At 65.4% G+C, this 17,526-nt stretch carries 15 protein-coding genes and 2 tRNA genes; 3 read left to right on the top strand and 14 right to left on the bottom strand.

Annotated features, from left to right (window positions below; all coding sequences use genetic code 11):
• Positions 1 to 42: 42 nt before the first annotated feature.
• Positions 43 to 909 (bottom strand): amidohydrolase family protein, encoded by an 867-nt coding sequence (locus AC6LJ2_RS21910; protein ID WP_263914975.1) that lies wholly within the window; start codon positions 907 to 909, stop codon positions 43 to 45.
• A gap of 106 nt (positions 910 to 1,015) precedes the next feature.
• Here AC6LJ2_RS21910 and AC6LJ2_RS21905 point away from each other — a divergent pair, with 106 nt between their 5' ends.
• Both AC6LJ2_RS21905 and argG read left to right on the top strand, forming a co-directional pair.
• Entirely contained in the window at positions 1,016 to 1,936 is a 921-nt protein-coding gene (locus AC6LJ2_RS21905; protein WP_263914974.1) for a LysR substrate-binding domain-containing protein, read from the top strand.
• 186 nt (positions 1,937 to 2,122) lie between these two features.
• Entirely contained in the window at positions 2,123 to 3,463 is a 1,341-nt protein-coding gene (gene argG, locus AC6LJ2_RS21900) for an argininosuccinate synthase (RefSeq protein WP_175194718.1), read from the top strand.
• Positions 3,464 to 3,704: 241 nt separating this feature from the next.
• Here argG and AC6LJ2_RS21895 read toward each other — a convergent pair whose 3' ends face one another.
• The 12 genes from AC6LJ2_RS21895 to rnr form a co-directional block, all read right to left on the bottom strand.
• Positions 3,705 to 5,633, bottom strand: a complete 1,929-nt coding sequence (locus AC6LJ2_RS21895) for a potassium transporter Kup (RefSeq protein ID WP_263914973.1) — start codon at positions 5,631 to 5,633, stop codon at positions 3,705 to 3,707.
• On the bottom strand, positions 5,630 to 6,745 hold the full coding sequence (locus AC6LJ2_RS21890; protein ID WP_263914972.1) for a sensor histidine kinase: 1,116 nt from the start codon (positions 6,743 to 6,745) through the stop codon (positions 5,630 to 5,632). Before AC6LJ2_RS21890 ends, AC6LJ2_RS21895 begins: the two co-directional genes overlap by 4 nt.
• An 86-nt stretch (positions 6,746 to 6,831) precedes the next feature.
• Complete coding sequence (locus AC6LJ2_RS21885) at positions 6,832 to 7,503, bottom strand: response regulator transcription factor (protein ID WP_006218435.1); 672 nt, start codon at positions 7,501 to 7,503, stop codon at positions 6,832 to 6,834.
• Between the two features lie 65 nt (positions 7,504 to 7,568).
• A complete protein-coding gene (locus AC6LJ2_RS21880) occupies positions 7,569 to 8,048 on the bottom strand; it encodes an ExbD/TolR family protein (RefSeq protein ID WP_263914971.1) in 480 nt (159 codons plus the stop codon).
• Entirely contained in the window at positions 8,048 to 9,013 is a 966-nt protein-coding gene (locus AC6LJ2_RS21875) for a MotA/TolQ/ExbB proton channel family protein (RefSeq protein WP_263914970.1), read from the bottom strand. Before AC6LJ2_RS21875 ends, AC6LJ2_RS21880 begins: the two co-directional genes overlap by 1 nt.
• 1 nt (position 9,014) lies before the next feature.
• Positions 9,015 to 9,809: an energy transducer TonB gene (locus AC6LJ2_RS21870; RefSeq protein WP_263914969.1), complete on the bottom strand. Its 795-nt coding sequence runs from the start codon at positions 9,807 to 9,809 to the stop codon at positions 9,015 to 9,017.
• A 310-nt stretch (positions 9,810 to 10,119) separates the two neighbouring features.
• Positions 10,120 to 10,195 (bottom strand) — tRNA-Val (locus AC6LJ2_RS21865).
• 164 nt (positions 10,196 to 10,359) lie between these two features.
• Positions 10,360 to 10,632, bottom strand: coding sequence for an HU family DNA-binding protein (locus AC6LJ2_RS21860; protein WP_003812968.1), 273 nt, complete (start codon positions 10,630 to 10,632; stop codon positions 10,360 to 10,362).
• Between the two features lie 355 nt (positions 10,633 to 10,987).
• The gene (locus tag AC6LJ2_RS21855) at positions 10,988 to 11,668 is read right to left on the bottom strand and encodes a Fe2+-dependent dioxygenase (RefSeq protein WP_498152172.1); all 681 of its coding nucleotides are present in this window, start codon (positions 11,666 to 11,668) and stop codon (positions 10,988 to 10,990) included.
• 52 nt (positions 11,669 to 11,720) lie between these two features.
• On the bottom strand, positions 11,721 to 12,965 hold the full coding sequence (locus AC6LJ2_RS21850; protein ID WP_498152171.1) for a cystathionine gamma-synthase family protein: 1,245 nt from the start codon (positions 12,963 to 12,965) through the stop codon (positions 11,721 to 11,723).
• Between the two features lie 61 nt (positions 12,966 to 13,026).
• Positions 13,027 to 13,764 (bottom strand): 23S rRNA (guanosine(2251)-2'-O)-methyltransferase RlmB, encoded by a 738-nt coding sequence (rlmB, locus tag AC6LJ2_RS21845; RefSeq protein WP_175194733.1) that lies wholly within the window; start codon positions 13,762 to 13,764, stop codon positions 13,027 to 13,029.
• Between the two features lie 148 nt (positions 13,765 to 13,912).
• Positions 13,913 to 16,378, bottom strand: coding sequence for a ribonuclease R (gene rnr, locus AC6LJ2_RS21840; protein ID WP_263914966.1), 2,466 nt, complete (start codon positions 16,376 to 16,378; stop codon positions 13,913 to 13,915).
• A 212-nt stretch (positions 16,379 to 16,590) separates the two neighbouring features.
• Between rnr and AC6LJ2_RS21835 the strand changes: the two genes are divergently transcribed.
• Positions 16,591 to 16,675, top strand: a tRNA-Leu gene (locus AC6LJ2_RS21835).
• 144 nt (positions 16,676 to 16,819) lie between these two features.
• Here the strand turns inward: AC6LJ2_RS21835 and AC6LJ2_RS21830 are convergent.
• Positions 16,820 to 17,431, bottom strand: a complete 612-nt coding sequence (locus AC6LJ2_RS21830) for a tRNA-uridine aminocarboxypropyltransferase (protein ID WP_263914965.1) — start codon at positions 17,429 to 17,431, stop codon at positions 16,820 to 16,822.
• Positions 17,432 to 17,526 lie beyond the last annotated feature (95 nt).

The raw sequence follows: 17,526 nt of genomic DNA, 5'->3' as shown, positions 1-17,526 counted from the left end.
TTGTCGTGTCTTGTTGTTGCCTGCGGTCAGGCGATGAGCGCGCTACGGAAATCCGTACAGGCGCGCCGGGTTGTCCACCAGGACCTGCTGGCGCGATGGCGCGTCCGGGCAGGCCAGGAAAAAAGCGTCGGCCAGTTCGCCGTCGTCGGGCATGTCGCCCGCCACGTTCGGATGCGGCCAGTCGGTGCCCCACAGCGTGCGCTCGGGCAGCGCATCCACCAGGGCCCGCACGAAAGGAACGCCTTCGGCAAACGGCCGACGGCCCGAGGCGATGCGGTCGATACCCGACACCTTGACCCAGGCCTTGGGCTCGGCGGCCAGGTCCAGCAGCGCGCGAAAGGCTGGCGCATCGACGCCGTCGGATGCCTTGACGCGACCCATGTGATCCACCACGAACGGCACCGGCAGCGCGCGCAGGCGCGGCAGCAGCTCGGGCAGCATGGCGCCGTCCAGATGCAGGCACACATGCCAGCCCAGCGGCGCGATCAGGCCGATGACGTGATCGAACACGGCCGGATCGGGCGCGCCGCCCAGGTGCGGCACGAAATTGAAACGCGCCCCGCGCACCCCGCCCTCGTGCAATCGGCGCACGCTGGCGGCCGTGGCATCCGCCCCCAGCAGCGCCACGCCGCGATAGCGCCCCTGGCTTTGCGCCAGCGCGTCCAGCAAGGCGGCATGGTCGCTACCGTGGCAGTTGGCCTGCACCACCACCGCGCGCTGCACCCCCAGGTGCGCATGCAGCGCCGCCATCCTGGCGTAGGGCGCATCGGGCGGCGTGTACGAGCGCCCCTCGGCATAGGGAAACACGTCGGCCGGGCCGAACACGTGGCAGTGCGTGTCGCAGGAGCCGGCCGGCAACGCATGGCGGGGACGGGAAGGTGACGCAAGCGGAGGGCGGCAATCGGGCACGGCGGGTTCCTGCGGGAAAAACGCCATCCTCCCGGATTGCGGGCCGACTAACAATGCTATATCTTTGATTTCAGATATAGAAAATATAAATATCAACACCCACTCCATGGACCTCAAGCAGATCGAATACTTCGTGCGCGTCGCCGAACGGCGCAGCTTTTCGCGCGCGGCCGAAATGCTGGATGTCGCCCAGCCCACCCTCAGCCGCCAGGTGCGGCTGCTGGAACTGGAACTGGGCCAGCACCTGCTGTATCGCAACGGCCGCGGCGCCGAACCCACCGAGGCCGGCCTGCGCTTTCTGGAACACGCCCGCGCCCTGCTGGCCCTGGCCGACCGTGCCAAGCAAGACCTGCAGACCCTGCGCGAAACGCCCACCGGCAAAGTGGTGGTCGGCCTGCCGCCGCGTATTGCCCGCGTGCTGACCCCGCCCCTGGTGCAGGCGTTTCGCCGCCGCTTTCCCGACGCCTCCATCGCCGTGGCCGAAGGCCTGAGCGCGCAGATGCGCGAATGGCTGCTGGCCGGCCGGGTCGACCTGGCGCTGCTGTACGACCCGGCGCCGTCACCACAACTGGCCTATGAATCGTTGTTTCGCGAAAACCTGGTGCTGGTGGCCGCCGCCAACCACCAGCCGCCCCTGCCCGACCGCATCGCGGTGGCCGGGTTGGGTGCGTACCCGCTGGTGCTGCCCAGCCTGCCCAACGCCATCCGCACCCTGGTCGAAAGCGTCTGCCGCGCACAGGGCGTGCGCTTGCAAGTGGCGGCCGAGGTGGACGCCGTGCAGACGATCGTGGAACTGGCCGCGCAGGGCGACGCCTACGCCATCCTGCCGCGATCGGCGGCGCGCGGGCCGGCGGCCGAACACGCGCTGTCGCTCAGCGACATCGAGTCTCCGCCCATCACCAACAACCTGGTGCTGGCCAGCGCCCGCCATCGCCCCGCCACCCGGCTGGCGGCGGCCACCGGCGAACTGATCCGCCAATTGAACCTGGCCGCGCTGTTTGCCCCTGCGCCGGGCGCTCAAGCCTGAGCCCCCACGCAGAACGCCACCCGGCCCCCCGGACGCTGGCCACCGCGCATCGCCGCCGCCCTCACCACCGGGCGCCCCCCGCCCACCCGGTTCAAAAGAGTTAAAATAGCCCTCTGATTTCTTGTTTGGCGGCCTGTTGCTGTCAAAGTCTGCTGTCAAAGCCCCGTTGGCGTCTTACCTCAAACAATGACCACTATCCTCCCGAACCTTCCCACCGGCCAGAAGGTCGGCATCGCCTTCTCCGGCGGCCTCGACACCAGCGCCGCGCTGCTCTGGATGCGCAACAACGGCGCCATCCCGTACGCCTACACCGCCAACCTCGGCCAGCCCGACGAAGCCGACTACGACGAGATCCCCCGCAAGGCCCTGGCCTACGGCGCCGAAAACGCCCGCCTGATCGACTGCCGCGCGCAGCTCGTGGCCGAAGGCATCGCCGCCCTGCAGGCCGGCGCCTTCCACATCTCCACCGCCGGCATCACCTACTTCAACACCACGCCCATCGGTCGCGCCGTCACCGGCACCATGCTCGTGGCCGCCATGAAGGAAGACAACGTCAACATCTGGGGCGACGGCAGCACCTTCAAGGGCAACGACATCGAGCGTTTCTACCGCTACGGCCTGCTCACCAACCCCGACCTCAAGATCTACAAGCCCTGGCTCGACCAGCGCTTCATCGACGAACTCGGCGGTCGTTCGGAAATGTCCGAATACATGCGCCAAGCCGGCTTCGACTACAAGATGTCGGCTGAAAAGGCCTACTCCACCGACTCGAACCTGCTGGGCGCCACCCACGAAGCCAAAGACCTCGAGCACCTGAACTCCGGCATCCGCATCGTCAAGCCCATCATGGGCGTCGCCTTCTGGCGCGACGACGTCGTCGTCAAGGCCGAAGAAGTCACCGTGCGCTTCGAAGAAGGCCAGCCCGTCGCCCTGAACGGCGTCGAATACAGCGACCCCGTCGAACTGCTGCTCGAAGCCAACCGCATCGGCGGCCGCCACGGCCTGGGCATGAGCGACCAGATCGAAAACCGCATCATCGAAGCCAAGAGCCGCGGCATCTACGAAGCCCCCGGCCTGGCCCTGCTGTTCATCGCCTACGAACGCCTGGTCACCGGCATCCACAACGAAGACACCATCGAGCAATACCGCGAAAGCGGCCGCAAGCTCGGCCGCCTGCTGTACCAAGGCCGCTGGTTCGACCCCCAAGCCATCATGCTGCGCGAAACCGCCCAACGCTGGGTCGCCCGCGCCATCACCGGCGAAGTCACCATCGAACTGCGCCGCGGCAACGACTACTCGCTGCTCAACACCGAATCGCCCAACCTGACGTACGCCCCCGAGCGCCTGTCGATGGAAAAGGTCGAGAACGCCCCCTTCACCCCCGCCGACCGCATCGGCCAGCTCACCATGCGCAACCTCGACATCGTCGACACCCGCGAAAAGCTGTTCACCTACGTGAAGACCGGCCTGCTCTCCTCCTCCGGCACCTCGCTGCCCCAACTGAAGGACGAGGCCAAGAAGAAGTAATTCTTCCCGCCCGACAAAAAGCCCCTTGATCGCTCAAGGGGCTTTTTTTATCCGTGCAAATCCAGCAACCTCACACACCCCACCGCCCAAACGCCAAAAAAGGCCGCCCGCGCGGCCGACTTTGGCGACCCACCGCCCCACCAAAGACTTTAGGCCCCCCAAGCACACGGATCCCAAGCCAACCGTCAAGCAGGCACAACGCGCCAAGCGTCTCAAGAACCCACGACGCTACAAAAAAACCTTAAAGCTCAACCTGCATCCCCATCTCAACCACCCGATTGGCAGGAATCTTGAAGAACTTGGTACTACGCGTAGAGTTCCGAGCCATGAAAGAAAACACCGCCCGCCGCCACCGCCACAAAGCCGGCTTGCGAGCCGCCACCACCGTCTGCCGCGACAGGAAATAAGACGTCCGCATCGGCTCAAGATCCAGCTCCGGATAAGCCTCCGCCACCAGGCGCAGCGCCTCCGGCACGTCCGGATCTTCCTTGAATCCGTAATTGATCGTCGCCGCCCAGCTGGACGCGCTCAGCTTGTGCACCGTAAAGCGCTCTTCCGGCGAAATGTACGGTACGTCCGCCACCAGGATCGTCAGGAACAGCACGTGGTCATGCAGCACCTTGTTGTGCTTCAGGTTGTGCAGCAAGGCCGGCGGCACGTTCCCCGAATTCATCGTCATGAAAATCGCCGTGCCCGGCACCCGCGACGGCGGATATTCCTCGAGCTGCTCCATGAATTCCTTGAGCGGCTGGCGGTCGCGCTGCTGCATCTCCGACAGCAGCCGACGCCCGCGGCGCCACGTCATCATCAGCGTGAACACCACGATCGCCACCACCAGCGGCAACCAGCCGCCTTCGTGGATCTTGAACACATTGGCCGAAAACAGCAGCACGTCGAACAGCAGCAACAGCCCCAGCACCACGAACCACAGCATCCGCTTGGCCCCCGTCGTGCCGCGCGGCAGCACCGCGAACGCCAGCACCGACGTCGTCAGCATCGTCCCCGTCACCGCGAACCCGTAGGCCGCCGCCAGGTTGTCCGAATTGCGGAACAGCAGCACCAGCACCAGCACTGCGCACAGCAGCAGCGCATTGACCTGCGGCAGGTAGATCTGGCCCTTTTCCACTGCCGACGTGTGCAGGATCTGCATGCGCGGCCAGAAGCCCAGTTGAACTGCCTGGCGCGTCACCGAGTACGCGCCGGAAATCACCGCTTGCGACGCCACGATCGTCGCCACCGTCGCCAACGCCACCAGCGGCGCCAGGCCCCATTCCGGAGCCATCATGAAGAACGGATTGCGAATCGCCGTCGGATCACGCAGCAGCAAGGCGCCCTGGCCAAAGTAGCAAAGCGTCAGCGCCGGCAGCACCATGCTGAACCAGGCGCTGCGGATCGCCGGACGGCCGAAGTGGCCCATGTCCGCGTACAGCGCCTCGGCGCCGGTCAGCGCCAGCACCACCGCGCCCAGCAGCACGAAGCTGATCAGCGGGAACTCGACAATGAAGCGCAGCCCCCACATCGGGTTCAAGGCCGCCAGCACCTCCGGCGTCTGCCACACCTGCCAGCCCCCCAGCGCCGCCAGCGTACCGAACCACAACAGCATCACCGGCCCGAACAGCTTGCCCATCGCCCCGGTGCCGTGCGACTGGATCGCGAACAGCGCCACCAGCACCACCAGCGCCAGCGGCACGACCCAGGCATCGAGCGTGTGCGACACGATGCTGATCCCCTCCAGCGCCGACAGCACCGAAATCGCCGGCGTGATCATGCTGTCGCCATAGAACAGCGCCGCGCCGAAAATACCCAGCACGATCAGCACCCACCGCAGCTTGCCCTCGCGGCTGCGCACCGCCAGCTCGAGGAGCGCCAGGGTGCCGCCTTCGCCGCGGTTGTCCGCCCGCAGGATCAGCGTCACATACTTGAACGACACCACCAGCATCAGCATCCAGAAGAGGATGGACAGCACGCCCAGCAAATGGGCCGGCTCCAGGTCGGTGTGCACGCTCAACCCGGTCAGGCAGGCCCGCAATGTGTACAACGGGCTGGTACCGATGTCGCCGTACACCACTCCCAGCGCCCCCAGAACGAGCGCCGCGCGCGAAGACGGCGCATGGCCGGCAGGTGCGTGACCGGGGGGAGAGGAAGGAACGCCAGCCGTGCCTTGGCTCATGATGTGGGTTCTTGCCGAGTGAGTTGAGCCCCTTTGCGAGGGCCGGGAAACACGACGGAAAGCCGTGTTCCGGAAAAGTCGGGACGGCTGGTGAGCTTCCACCAGGCGCCGTGCGCATGCGCGATCTCGCGCACGATCGCCAGCCCCAGGCCCGACCCGCCGGCCGTGACCGTGGGCGAGCGGTAGAACGCCTCGAACACGCGGTCGCGCTCTTCGGGCGGAATACCGGGGCCATCGTCCTCGACCGTCAAGGACGGCGGGTTGGCGCCGACGATCAAGGTGATCTTGCCGGTCGCGTTGCCGTAGCGCAGCGCATTGTCGATCAGGTTGCCGAGCAGCTCGGCCAGCAGCAACGGGTCGGCATCGATCCAGATCGGCGCATCGGGCGCCACCAGATCCAGTTCATAGCGAGCCTCGCGCACCCGCGGAAACCACTCGGCGCCGTGCGCCCGCACCCATTCGCACAGGTCGATCCGCACAAAGCTGTCCTGCGGCCGGGCATTGGGGTCGGCGCGCGCCAGTACCAGCAACTGCTGGCCCAGACGGATCATGCGGTCGCTGACCGCCTTGATACGCTCGGCGCGGGCCCGCACGTCGTCAGGCAAGGGCCGTGCCAGCATCAGTTCGGATTCCAGCCGCAGGCCCGACAGCGGCGTGCGCAACTGGTGGGCGGCATGGCCGATGAAGCGGCGCTGCGCCGCCAGCGACGCATCCAGCCGCAGCAGCAGGTCGTTGGTATGGGTGACCAGGGGCTCGATCTCGACCGGCACGCCGGCCACTTCCAGCGGCTGCATGTCGTCGATGGAGCGCTGCCGGATTTCCTCGGACAGGTGGTTGACCGAACGCAGGCCGGACCGCACGCCCTGCACCACCACCCAGGTGAACAGCCCGATCAGCGCCACCTGCCCCACCACCATCAGCCAGAAGAAGTCTTCCAGCATCCACAACGACATGTCGATCTTGTGGGTGATGACCCAGGTCGCGGCCAGGTCCAGCAGCACCAGCAGCAGGATCGGCGGCATCAGCCGGATGACCAGATGCCGCGCAAGCGAACGGGACGGGAGCAAGGGGCGCGAGGCCGGGGGAGAGGGGGGAGTGCGTTCGTGCGTCATGACGCGGAGCCCTCGCTTAGACGGGAATGGCGTCCGGCCGCTGCAAACGGCCTATACCGGCCGGTGCAGGACGGCCAGGCGGGCCGTCAGGCCGTTTCCACATCCAGCATGTAGCCGAAGCCACGCACCGTCTGGATGCTGGCGCCCGTGCCTTCCAGGCGCTTGCGCAGACGGTAAACGTAGACTTCCACTGCGTTTTCGCTGAAGTCGGCGTCCCAGGCGGACAGGGAATTGACGATCTGCCGCTTGGTCACCACCCGGCCCACGCGGGCCATCAGCATTTCCAGGACGGACAGTTCGCGCACCGACAGCGACAGGCGCTGGCCGTTGGCCCGGACTTCGCGGCCGACGGTGTCGAACACCAGCGGGCCGACTTCGATCAGGGGCTGCGCCTGCCCTGCCCTGCGGCGGCCGAAGGCGCGCACGCGCGCGGCCAGCTCGGGCAGTTCAAAGGGTTTGGTGACGTAGTCGTCGGCGCCGGCATCCAGCCCGGCGACGCGGTCTTCGATGCCGTCGCGGGCCGTCAGGATCAGCACCGGAACCTGGTTGCCGTCCTGGCGCAACTGGCGCAGGACGTCCAGGCCGCTCATGCCAGGCAGGTTGAGGTCGAGCAGCATCAGGTCATACGGCTGGCCTGCCAGCGCGCCCAGAACCCGGTCGCCCTCGGTCAGCCAGTCGACCGCATACCCCTGGTCGGCCAGAAATTCCTGGAGCGCATGGCCCAGGGTGGTGTCGTCTTCGATTACCAGAACTCGCATGCCGCGATTCTAGCGCGATCCCAAAAAAAAGGGGCGCCCAATGCGCCCCTTTTCCCAGGAAACGTTCACTTGCCGGTCGGTGCCGGGGCGGCGGCGCCCGCCGGCGCGCCGGCCGACGGGGCTCCGCCCGAGGGCGGCGTGGTGACGAAGCCGATGCGCGTCATGCCCGATCGCCGGGCCGAGGCCATGACCTTGGCCAGGGTCTCGTAGCGGGTGTTCTGGTCGGCGCGGATGCGGATTTCCGGTTGCGGCTTGGTGCCGGCGATCGACTTGAAGCGGTTCGGCAGGTCATCGATATTGACCGGCTTCTCGTCCCAGAACAGCGCGCCGCTGGCATCGATGGCCAGGTCCACGGTCTTGGGTTCTTCCTCGATCTGCTCGGCAGCCACCTGGGGCATGTTGATCTTGATCGAGTGCGCCAGCAGCGGCGCCGTGATGATGAAGATCACCAGCAGCACCAGCATGACGTCGATCAGGGGCACCATGTTGATCTCGGAAACCGTGTGGCTTCCGGACCCTTTACCCTCGAAGCTGCCAAAAGCCATTATTCGCTCCCGCGTTGAACCGCGGCGCCGTTACCGTTCTGGCGGCGCAGGGCACGCACCTTGCCGTCGGACAGGGCCACTTGCTGGCCGGTCGTCAGGAAGGCGAACAGATCGTGCGCAAAGGCATCCAGGCGCGACAGGAACACGCGGTTGTTGCGCACGAAGGTGTTGTAGGCCAACACGGCCGGAATGGCAACCGCCAGGCCCAGGCCAGTCATGATCAGCGCTTCGCCCACCGGCCCGGCGATGCGGTTGATGGTGACGCCATCGGACAGGCCGATGCCGACCAGCGCGTGGTACACGCCCCACACCGTACCGAACAGACCGACGAACGGCGCCGTCGACCCCACCGAGGCCAGCACCGTCAGGCCGTTTTCCAGCTTGGCGGTTTCTTCGTCGATCACCTTGCGCATCGTGCGGGTGACGAAGTCGGTGTTCGAACCGGCTTCTTCCAGCTTGGTGGCGCCGAACTTGCTGTGGTGCGCCTGGGCGTGCATGGCGTGGCTGGCCAGGTGCGAGAACGGATCGCGCGCGCCGTGCGTCACGATTTCGTTTTCGACCTGCTCGAGCGAGCTGGCGTTCCAGAACTTGTTCAGGAAGTCGGCCGAGCGCTTGCGCATGCTGACGTTGCTGGCAACCTTGACCAGGATCAGGTACCAGGTCACCAGCGACATCAGGATCAGGATGATGAACAGGCTCTTGCCCACGAAGTCGCTCTGGGCGACGAAGTGCAGGAAGCCCATGTCGGGGACGGCCGCAGGCGCGGGCGCCGCGGGCATTGCGGCGGCTGCGGTGTGCAGCGCATCGGTGGCTTGCTGGACGGTGCCGGCAGCCTGCTGGGCGACGCCACCGGCCGTGGCGGCGGCCTGCTGGGCAGCGGGCGCGGCGGCGGCAGCCGCCGGCGCCGCGGCCGGGCTGGTGGTCGCCTGCGCCACCAGGGTAGCGCTATGCATTGCGTTGGACATCTCAGTTCCTCATTACGAAATCGAACGGAATTTTTGCTTTGGCGGGGTAAGCCACGCCGTTGCGGGTATACGGTTTGAAACGGCCCTTGCGGGCAGCGGCCAGCGCCGATTCGTCAAGCCTTGGGAACCCCGAAGACGCGTCGATGGTCGCCCGCTCGACGAGCCCCTGGGTATTGATTTCCACCAGCACCACCACGCGCCCCTCTTCCCGCATGCGGCGCGAAGCCATCGGGTAATTGGGCATGGGCCGCGCGCCCTGGAATTCGATACTGGACACCATTACCGGCTGGTCCGGCGGCGGACCCTGCTGGGGGCCCTGCGGCGCCTGCGTGCCTTCGGGCGCGCCGGCCGGCGGCGTCTGCACGGGCGGCGTTTCCTTCTTGGGCTCGGGCTTGGCTTCCTGCTTGGGCTGGGGTTTGGGTTTCGGCTTGGGTTTGGGCTTGGGCGCCGGCATCGGCGGCTTCTCGACGACGGGCTCGGGCTCGGGTTCCGGCTCGGGCTTGAGTTCCGGTTCGGGTTCGGGCTCGGGTTCGACCTCGGGCTGCGGCGGCGGCGTTTCGACGACCGGCTGCGGCGGTTCCGGTGTGGGCTCGGCTTTGGCGATCTGGGGAATGGGTGCGTCGACCACGCTCACCATGATGGCCTCGGGTTCCTCCAATTCAGGACGGCTTGCGGGTGCCATGTAAATGGCATAGACCACTGCGGCATGTAGCGCAACGACCGCCAGGCCAGCGCCTGCGCGAATACCAAATGAAGACGTCGGAGTAGAGTTCAAACCACGTTGAAAGCTAGGCATGAATCAGCCAGGGTGCATTAACTTATCTGGCCAGCCAGAAAAAAGACGCGCGCCCGAAGGCGCCGCCGGCTGACCGGTACAAGCCGAACATCATATCTTAAATGCGAATGATTCGCACGCCATATTTCAGGTGGAACAGAGTAACACTCTTGATGTCGCTCAACCTGGGACCGATGCCGCTGCATCGTTGCGCCCAGGCGGGCGGCCCCCATGGGCTGGCCCGATGAATCGCGCGCAAAACAAAAAACCCGCCACGGCGACGTGTGCGGGTTCTGGATCGGCTTGGCGGTGCAAGACCGCTGACTGCTTCTGGTGGGTGCTACAGGGGTCGAACCTGTGACCTACGCCTTGTAAGGGCGCCGCTCTACCAACTGAGCTAAGCACCCGTCTTGGTTGCGGCTTTCGCGTTGACATGAGGGAACATCATCATCAATTGCGAAAAACGCCTGCCGGGGTACTCAAAAGCAATACGCGGGCCGGAGTATACCGGACCGCGTACCTGTCGGCAAATCACCGGGCGCCGGAGCCGCGGGATTCGCCATGGCGTCAATCAGTTGACGGCGTCCTTCAGGGCCTTGCCCGGACGGAACTTCGGCACCTTGGCCTTCTTGATCTTGATGGTTTCACCCGTGCGCGGGTTGCGGCCGGTGCGAGCTGCGCGAGCCGACACGGCAAACGTGCCAAAGCCCACCAGGGTGACCGTACCGCCCTTCTTCAGGGTGGTCTTGACGGCACCGATCAGGGCGTCGAGCGAACGACCGGCGGCAGCCTTGGAGATATCGGCCTTGCTGGCGATGTGATCGATGAGTTCGGTTTTGTTCATTCAGGTGTACCCCTCACAAGGTATGGAGTCTGCCGGGAGTGCAGTTCATGGCTGTCATGGGAAGGCCACGACTTGACGCGAAGACCCGACAAACGACGAACAGACTAGTGGATAAACTTTTTCTTGCGCTGCAAAGCACAACTTTTAAACTGCTGCGCCGCTTGGGTTTCAAGGACTTTCAAGCCCTCAAACCGTCAGCGACGCAGACGTGTATTAGGCCTTGGCGTAGAGCGGCTGTCAAGCGAAAACCTCACCACAACCCGCACCAATACTAGCTTTTAGGTCTTTTCGCAATAAACAAAAACGCGCATTTCGGGGTTTGCGCGACACCCCCGCAACGCGTTCTGGAACAGCGTCAGACGTCGACCCAGCGGCGCAGCAAATTGTGATAGATGCCGGTGAGCTGAACGATCGACGCATGGCCCGGCGTGTCCTGGTTCAAGCGCTGTATGGCCACGTCCATGTCGAGCAGCAAGGCGCGCTGGCTGTCTTCGCGCACCAGGCTTTGCATCCAGAAGAACGAGCTCACGCGGGCGCCGCGCGTCACCGGGTTGACCTTGTGCAGGCTGGTGCCTGGATACAGCACCATGTGCCCGGCAGGCAGCTTCACGGCGCGCGGGCCGTACGTATCGTCGATGACCAGCTCGCCGCCGTCATAGGAATCAGGGTCCGAGAAAAACAGCGTGGCGGACAGGTCGGTGCGCACGCGTTCGGCCGTGCCGGTGATGCCACGCACGGCGTTGTCGACGTGATAGCCGAAGGCCTCGCCCCCTTCGTAGCGATTGAACAGCGGCGGGAAGATCTTGCGCGGCAAGGCCGCCGACATGAACAGGTTGTTGACTGCCAGGCGCTGCAGGATCAGGTTGCCCAGTTCCTGCGCCAGCGGATGCTGTTCGGGTAATTGGCGGTTGCGCTTGACCTCGGCGGACTGGTAGCCCGCCGTGACCTTGCCGTCGACCCAGTCGACAGCGTCCAGGCGGCGGCGGATATCGGCCGCCTCGATCGGAGAGAAGACTTCGGCAATCTGTATCAGCATGGGTTCCTGCCCTGTTCGGCCGGCGCGCTGACGCACCGGCGCTCCCCGTGGATTATCCCGGCAGGCAGCCGTTGAGCGCCTGATCGAAATCAAACAGCAGATCGGCTTCGTCTTCGATGCCCACGGACACGCGGATCAGGCTGTCGGCGATGCCCATCTGCTTGCGGCGTTCCGCGCCCATCTCGTAGTAGATGGTGTGCGCGGCGGGCAGCGCCAGGCTGCGCGTGTCGCCCAGGTGGGTGGCCATCAGCACGACGCGCAGGCGGTTCAGGAAGTCGAAGCAATCGACGCCGTCGGCAAGCTCCACGCCCAGCAGTCCGCCGAAACGCGAACCGAACAGTGCCGCGGCGCGCGCGTGCTGCGCGTGGCTGGCCAGTCCGGGGTAATGCACCTTGGCCACGCCGCGGTGCTCTTGCAGGAAGCGCGCCAGCGCCAGCGCATTGGCGCAATGCTTGGCCATGCGCAGCGCCAGCGTCTCGGCGCCCACCGCAATACGGTGCGCGGGTTCGGCCGCCAGCGTGCCGCCCATGTCGCGCAGGCCCTTCTTCTTGATCTGGGTCAGGCCCCAGCTGGTGGGTGAACCCTTGCGGTAGGTGTCGTAGATATTGGCGTAGTTCGACCAGTCGTACAGGCCCGTGTCGGTCACCGCGCCGCCCAGCGCGTTGCCATGACCGCCGATGTACTTGGACAACGAATTCATGACCAGCGAAGCCCGCACGGTGGACGGCCGGAACATCCACGGCGACGTCAGCGTGTTGTCGACGACATAGACCAGGCCCTTTTCACGGCAGATCTCGCCGATGACGGCCAGGTCCGCGACCTGCGTGCCGGGGTTGGCGATGGTCTCGGTGAACACCATGCGCGTGTTGGGCTGGATGGCCGCGCGTACTTGCGCGGAATCGGTCGCGTCGACGAAGGTGATCTCGACGCCCAGTTCCTGCAGCGTCCCGAACAGGCTGTTGGTGTTGCCGAATACGTACTGGCTGGAGACCAGGTGATCGCCCCGGCGCAGCAAGGTGGTGAAGATCGCGGCCAGCGCGGCCATGCCCGTGGAGAAGCTGACGGTGCCCTTGCCGCCTTCCATGTGGTTGATCTTGGCTTCGAGCGCCGTGGTGGTCGGCGTACCCTGGCGTGCGTAGGTGAACCCCGCCTTGCCCTGGAACACCGCGGCCAGCTCGCGGGCGTCGTCGTAGGCGAACTCGGACGAGGGATGCATCGGCTTGTGCACCGCTCCGTGCTCGACGGATTGCTGGCGGTCGGAATGGAGGATCGTGGTGGTAAAGCCGTTCTGGTGCATGATGGGCTACGCGGAAAAGAATGGGCTACGAAAAAGGAAGTACCAAAAAAACAGCGCGGGATCAGTCCTGGCGCTGGCGCACGGTCTCGTACAGGCACACGGCGCTGGCCACGCTGACGTTCAGGCTTTCGACCGAACCCAGCATGGGGATATTGACCAGTTGGTCGCAGGTTTCGCGAGTCAGGCGGCGCATGCCCTCGCCTTCGGCGCCCATGACCCAGGCCATCGGCTGACGCGCGTCGATCTTGTGCATGCTGTCGGTAGCCTGGTCGTCGGTGCCCACCAGCCACACACCGCGGTCTTTCAGGCTGCGCATCGTGCGCGCCAGGTTGGTGACCATCAGGTAAGGCACGGTATCGGCCGCGCCGCAGGCCACGCGCTGCACGGTGGCATTCAAGCCCACCGCGCGGTCGCGCGGCGCGATGACGGCGTGCACGCCGGCGGCGTCCGCTGTGCGCAGGCAGGCGCCCAGGTTGTGGGGGTCGGTCACGCCATCAAGAATCAGCAGCAGCGGCGGGCCTTCGATGACATCGAGCACTTCGTCGACGTCGACCGCCAGCTGGCGTTCGTCGGCCAGCGCCACCACTCCCTGGTGGCGGGTGCCGCGCGCCAGGCCGTCCAGGCGTTCCATGGGCACCGGGTGCAGGCGGCAGCCGGCCTTTTCGACCTGTTCGATGAACGTCTGCATGCGCTTGTCGCGGCGCGACGCTTCTACATAAATATCCTTGATCGACTCGGGCGCGTGGCGCAGCCGCGCGACCACCGCGTGAAACCCGGCAAGAACTTGGGTCGACGCCATAAATGCAATACCTTTAGAAAAACGAATACCCGCCCCAGAGCGGAGCGGGCCGCCGGACGGGTCCGGCCATAGGCGCAATGTTACCCCTTATGGGGCGCTTGTCCCACGTCCGGCCCGCGGGCTTGCCGCAAGACCGGACGCTGTCGGGTCAGTGGCGCTTGCGCACGGCTTTCTTGGCCGGCGCGGCGCGCTGGGGGGCCTTGGCCGGCTTGCCGGCCTTCTTGGCCTCGGCGCGCCGCTCCTTGGCGGTCTGCCCTTTCAGTGCGGCCGGCTTGGGCGCCGCCGCCTTCTTCACGCGGCGCGGACCCTCGTCGGGGCCGCGGGCCGCCGCCTTGCGCAGGGCGTCGAAGCTGGTGCCCTGCACCAGGCGGAACTCGATGCGGCGCGCTTCCAGGTCCACGCGCGACACCTGCACCTGGACCTTGTCGGTCAGGCGATAGCGCATGCCCGTGCGTTCGCCGCGCAGCTCGTGCAGCGCGTCGTTGAACTGGAAGTATTCGCCGCCCAGTTCCGACACGTGCACCAGCCCTTCCACGTGCAGGGTGTCGAGCGTGACGAAGATGCCGAAGCTGGCCACGCCCGTGACGGTACCGCTGAAGTCTTCGCCCACGCGTTCTTTGACGAACCAGCACTTGAGCCAGGCCTCGACATCGCGGGAGGCCTCGTCGGCGCGGCGTTCGCTGGCCGACAGCACCAGGCCCATCTTTTCCCAGATGGCGTGTTCGTGCTCGCGCTGGGTACGGCCGATGACGACCGGCTGGTCCTCCAGGCTGGGCACGTAGCGCTGCCCGGCCAGCAGGGCCTTGATCACGCGGTGCGTGAGCAGATCGGGATAACGACGGATCGGCGAGGTGAAGTGACTGTAGCCGGGATAGGCCAGGCCGAAGTGACCCAGGTTATCGGGGCTGTAGATGGCCTGCTGCATCGAGCGCAGGCACATGGTCTGCAGCAGCTGGTAGTCGGGACGACCACGTACCGAATCCAGGAAATCGCCATAGTCCTTGGCCGTGGGCGTCTCGCCCCCGCCCAGCGACAGGCCCATGGTGCGCAGGAATTCGCGCAGCGACTGCAGGCGCTCGGGTGTCGGGCCTTCGTGAATGCGGTACAGGCCGGGATGCTTGCTGCGCGTCATGAAGTCGGCCGCGCAGGTGTTGGCGGCCAGCATGCACTCTTCGATCAGCTTGTGGGCATCGTTGCGCACCGACGGCACGATCTGTTCGATGCGGCCCAGCTCGTTGCAGACGATCTTGGTCTCGACCGTGTCGAAGTCGATGGCGCCGCGCTTCTTGCGGCTCTGCGACAGCAGGTGATAGAGCTCGTACAGGCTCTGCACCTGCGGCATGACGGCGCGCATGGCATGGGCGGCCGGACCGCCAGGCTGCTGCAGCGCTGCCCAGATATTGGTATAGGTGGTGCGGGCGTGCGAATGCATGACCGCGTTATAGAACTGGTATGCCGTGACCGTGCCGGCCTTGGCGCCGGTCGCCGGGATCACCATGTCGCAGACCAGCACCAGGCGGTCGACGTCCGGGTTCAGCGAACACAGGCCGTTGGACAGCGATTCGGGCAACATCGGTATCACGCGGCGCGGAAAGTACACGCTGGTACCGCGCTCGACCGCGTCGTCGTCCAGGGCGTCGCCGGGACGCACATAATTGCTGACGTCGGCAATGGCCACCAGCAGGCGCCAACCGGGACGCTTGCGCTGGCCGGTACCCAGTTCGACGGCTTCGCAGTAGACGGCGTCGTCGAAGTCGCGCGCATCTTCGCCATCGATGGTGATGAGCGGCACGTCACGCAGGTCGACGCGATCTTTCAGGTCGCTCTTGCGCACCACGTCGGGCAGGCGGGCGGCCTGCTTGCGCGCGGCTTCCGAGAATTCCACGGGCACGTCGAACTTGCGCACCGCGATCTCGATTTCCATGCCCGGATCATCGATTTCACCCAACACTTCGGCTACGCGGCCCAGCGGCTGCGTATGGCGGGTGGGCTGCTCCATGATCTCGACCGCCACCACCTGCCCATGCTGGGCGCCATTGGTGTCGCTGGGGGGAATCAGGATGTCGTGCTTGATGCGCTGGTCTTCAGGCACCACGATGGACAGGCCGTGCTCATGCAGGAAGCGCCCCACCAGTTTGTTGGTGCGGCGCTCGATGACTTCGACGATGGTGCCTTCCGGCTTGCCCCGGTATTCGCCCGTGGGCTTGACCAGCACGCGGTCGCCATGCAGTACCTTGAGCATTTCGCGCGGCGACAGGAACAGGTCCGGCCCGCCGTCGTCGCGCAACAGGAAACCGAAACCGTCGCGGTGACCCAGCACCTTGCCGGCGACGAAATCCAGTTTGGTCGCCAGCAGCAGGACACCCTTGCGGTTGGGCATCAACTGGCCGTCGCGCTCCATGGCGCCCAGGCGGCGTTCGAAACCCACCAGCGTCGCGGGACGCTCCACGCCCATGCGCTCGGCCAGCTCCACGGGTGACAACGGCGCCCCCGCGGATCGCAGCGCTTTCAGGATGGCTTCACGGGACGGGACATCGGGGTCGAAGTCAGGCGGCGCTTCCGGCAACGGAGTGGATCTGTTGTTGTTCGATTCGTTATTCGATCGTTTTGCCAAAGCTAAATTTTCCGTATATAATGCGCAGCTTCTGTGGTTCGCCCAAGGCTGAACACTGAAGCAGAAGTGGTCGAGACGGATTGTAGATTGATTTTTTAACTACATACTGTTTTGTGATTTCTGACTGCACCGGCAGCATCGGTAATGTGAAAAACAAAACCCATGCAACTGAGCGGCAGCGTATCACAAAGTCTTTACCGAAATCTCTCAGTGCCCAGGTGGCGGAATTGGTAGACGCGCATGGTTCAGGTCCATGTGCCGCAAGGTGTGGAGGTTCGAGTCCTCTCCTGGGCACCACGGAATTCCGATCAAGGCGGCTGGCATCACGATGCAAGCGGCGTTGATTAAAAAGTTGAAGGCCCCGGTAATCGAAAGATTGCCGGGGCTTTTGCTTTGCGGCGCGCCCCAGCATGTTTGGCGCCCTATCCCCGCCACGCCCGCTCAGCGCCGGGGCACCTTTCTATTGAGGTGATGGCGTGCATACAGGTCCGCGCCCATGCCTTCGATCTGCCCGTCGATCAGCGCTTCGAACGGCCGCAGCAAGGCATCGAAGTGGTGCGGCGCCTCCAGCGCATTGAGCGCATGGGTTACCGCTTCGATGGTGGACAGGGCGCCGGGGATGTCGGCATGCCGGACCCGATAGCGCGTCGTCAATCCGGCGGGCAGCATCACTCGCGGCAGCGCGGCCAATTCGGGATTGATGTGCAGCAGCTTGCGTGCATGGGTCCAGGTGCCGTCCGGCACGATCAACTGCACCGGTCCGCCACGGGCTGCCGCACAGCCCGGCTGCAGCACCTGGGCGCCCTCGCCCGGAAACAGCACATGCGACGCCCAGCCCGGCTCGGCCCATTGCTCGGGCCGAAAATACTCCCCCACCAGCCGGCGCGCGCCCGCCAGCCCCAGCACCGCCAGTCGGGCCGTGTTCAACGCATGGCGCGCTTCGCTGGGGTGCTGCAACACCAGCACGCGCGTGCGCGGCGCCAACGAGGGAATCAAGGCGCACAGGCAATGGGATTCAGGGCGCTTGCAGCGCAGGCAGACAGTACGAGACATGGGGCGACACTATAGCGAAAGCGACGCCTTCAAAAAAAATCCAAAAAAAATGAAAAAAATGCCGCACGACTTGCACACTTTAAAAAAAGTATGCA

Source organism: Achromobacter sp. 1014246743 (genome assembly GCF_059760725.1).
This window is presented reverse-complemented; position numbering and strand designations above follow the sequence as displayed.

What these genes read in the sequence shown, in the direction of transcription:
- AC6LJ2_RS21905 (WP_263914974.1), top strand. Translation starts at nt 1,016, where the DNA reads ATGGACCTCAAGCAGATCGAATACTTCGTGCGCGTCGCCGAACGGCGC.
- argG (WP_175194718.1), top strand. Translation starts at nt 2,123, where the DNA reads ATGACCACTATCCTCCCGAACCTTCCCACCGGCCAGAAGGTCGGCATC.
- AC6LJ2_RS21895 (WP_263914973.1), bottom strand. Translation starts at nt 5,633, where the DNA reads ATGAGCCAAGGCACGGCTGGCGTTCCTTCCTCTCCCCCCGGTCACGCA.
- AC6LJ2_RS21890 (WP_263914972.1), bottom strand. Translation starts at nt 6,745, where the DNA reads ATGACGCACGAACGCACTCCCCCCTCTCCCCCGGCCTCGCGCCCCTTG.
- AC6LJ2_RS21885 (WP_006218435.1), bottom strand. Translation starts at nt 7,503, where the DNA reads ATGCGAGTTCTGGTAATCGAAGACGACACCACCCTGGGCCATGCGCTC.
- AC6LJ2_RS21880 (WP_263914971.1), bottom strand. Translation starts at nt 8,048, where the DNA reads ATGGCTTTTGGCAGCTTCGAGGGTAAAGGGTCCGGAAGCCACACGGTT.
- AC6LJ2_RS21875 (WP_263914970.1), bottom strand. Translation starts at nt 9,013, where the DNA reads ATGTCCAACGCAATGCATAGCGCTACCCTGGTGGCGCAGGCGACCACC.
- AC6LJ2_RS21870 (WP_263914969.1), bottom strand. Translation starts at nt 9,809, where the DNA reads ATGCCTAGCTTTCAACGTGGTTTGAACTCTACTCCGACGTCTTCATTT.
- AC6LJ2_RS21860 (WP_003812968.1), bottom strand. Translation starts at nt 10,632, where the DNA reads ATGAACAAAACCGAACTCATCGATCACATCGCCAGCAAGGCCGATATC.
- AC6LJ2_RS21855 (WP_498152172.1), bottom strand. Translation starts at nt 11,668, where the DNA reads ATGCTGATACAGATTGCCGAAGTCTTCTCTCCGATCGAGGCGGCCGAT.
- AC6LJ2_RS21850 (WP_498152171.1), bottom strand. Translation starts at nt 12,965, where the DNA reads ATGCACCAGAACGGCTTTACCACCACGATCCTCCATTCCGACCGCCAG.
- rlmB (WP_175194733.1), bottom strand. Translation starts at nt 13,764, where the DNA reads ATGGCGTCGACCCAAGTTCTTGCCGGGTTTCACGCGGTGGTCGCGCGG.
- AC6LJ2_RS21830 (WP_263914965.1), bottom strand. Translation starts at nt 17,431, where the DNA reads ATGTCTCGTACTGTCTGCCTGCGCTGCAAGCGCCCTGAATCCCATTGC.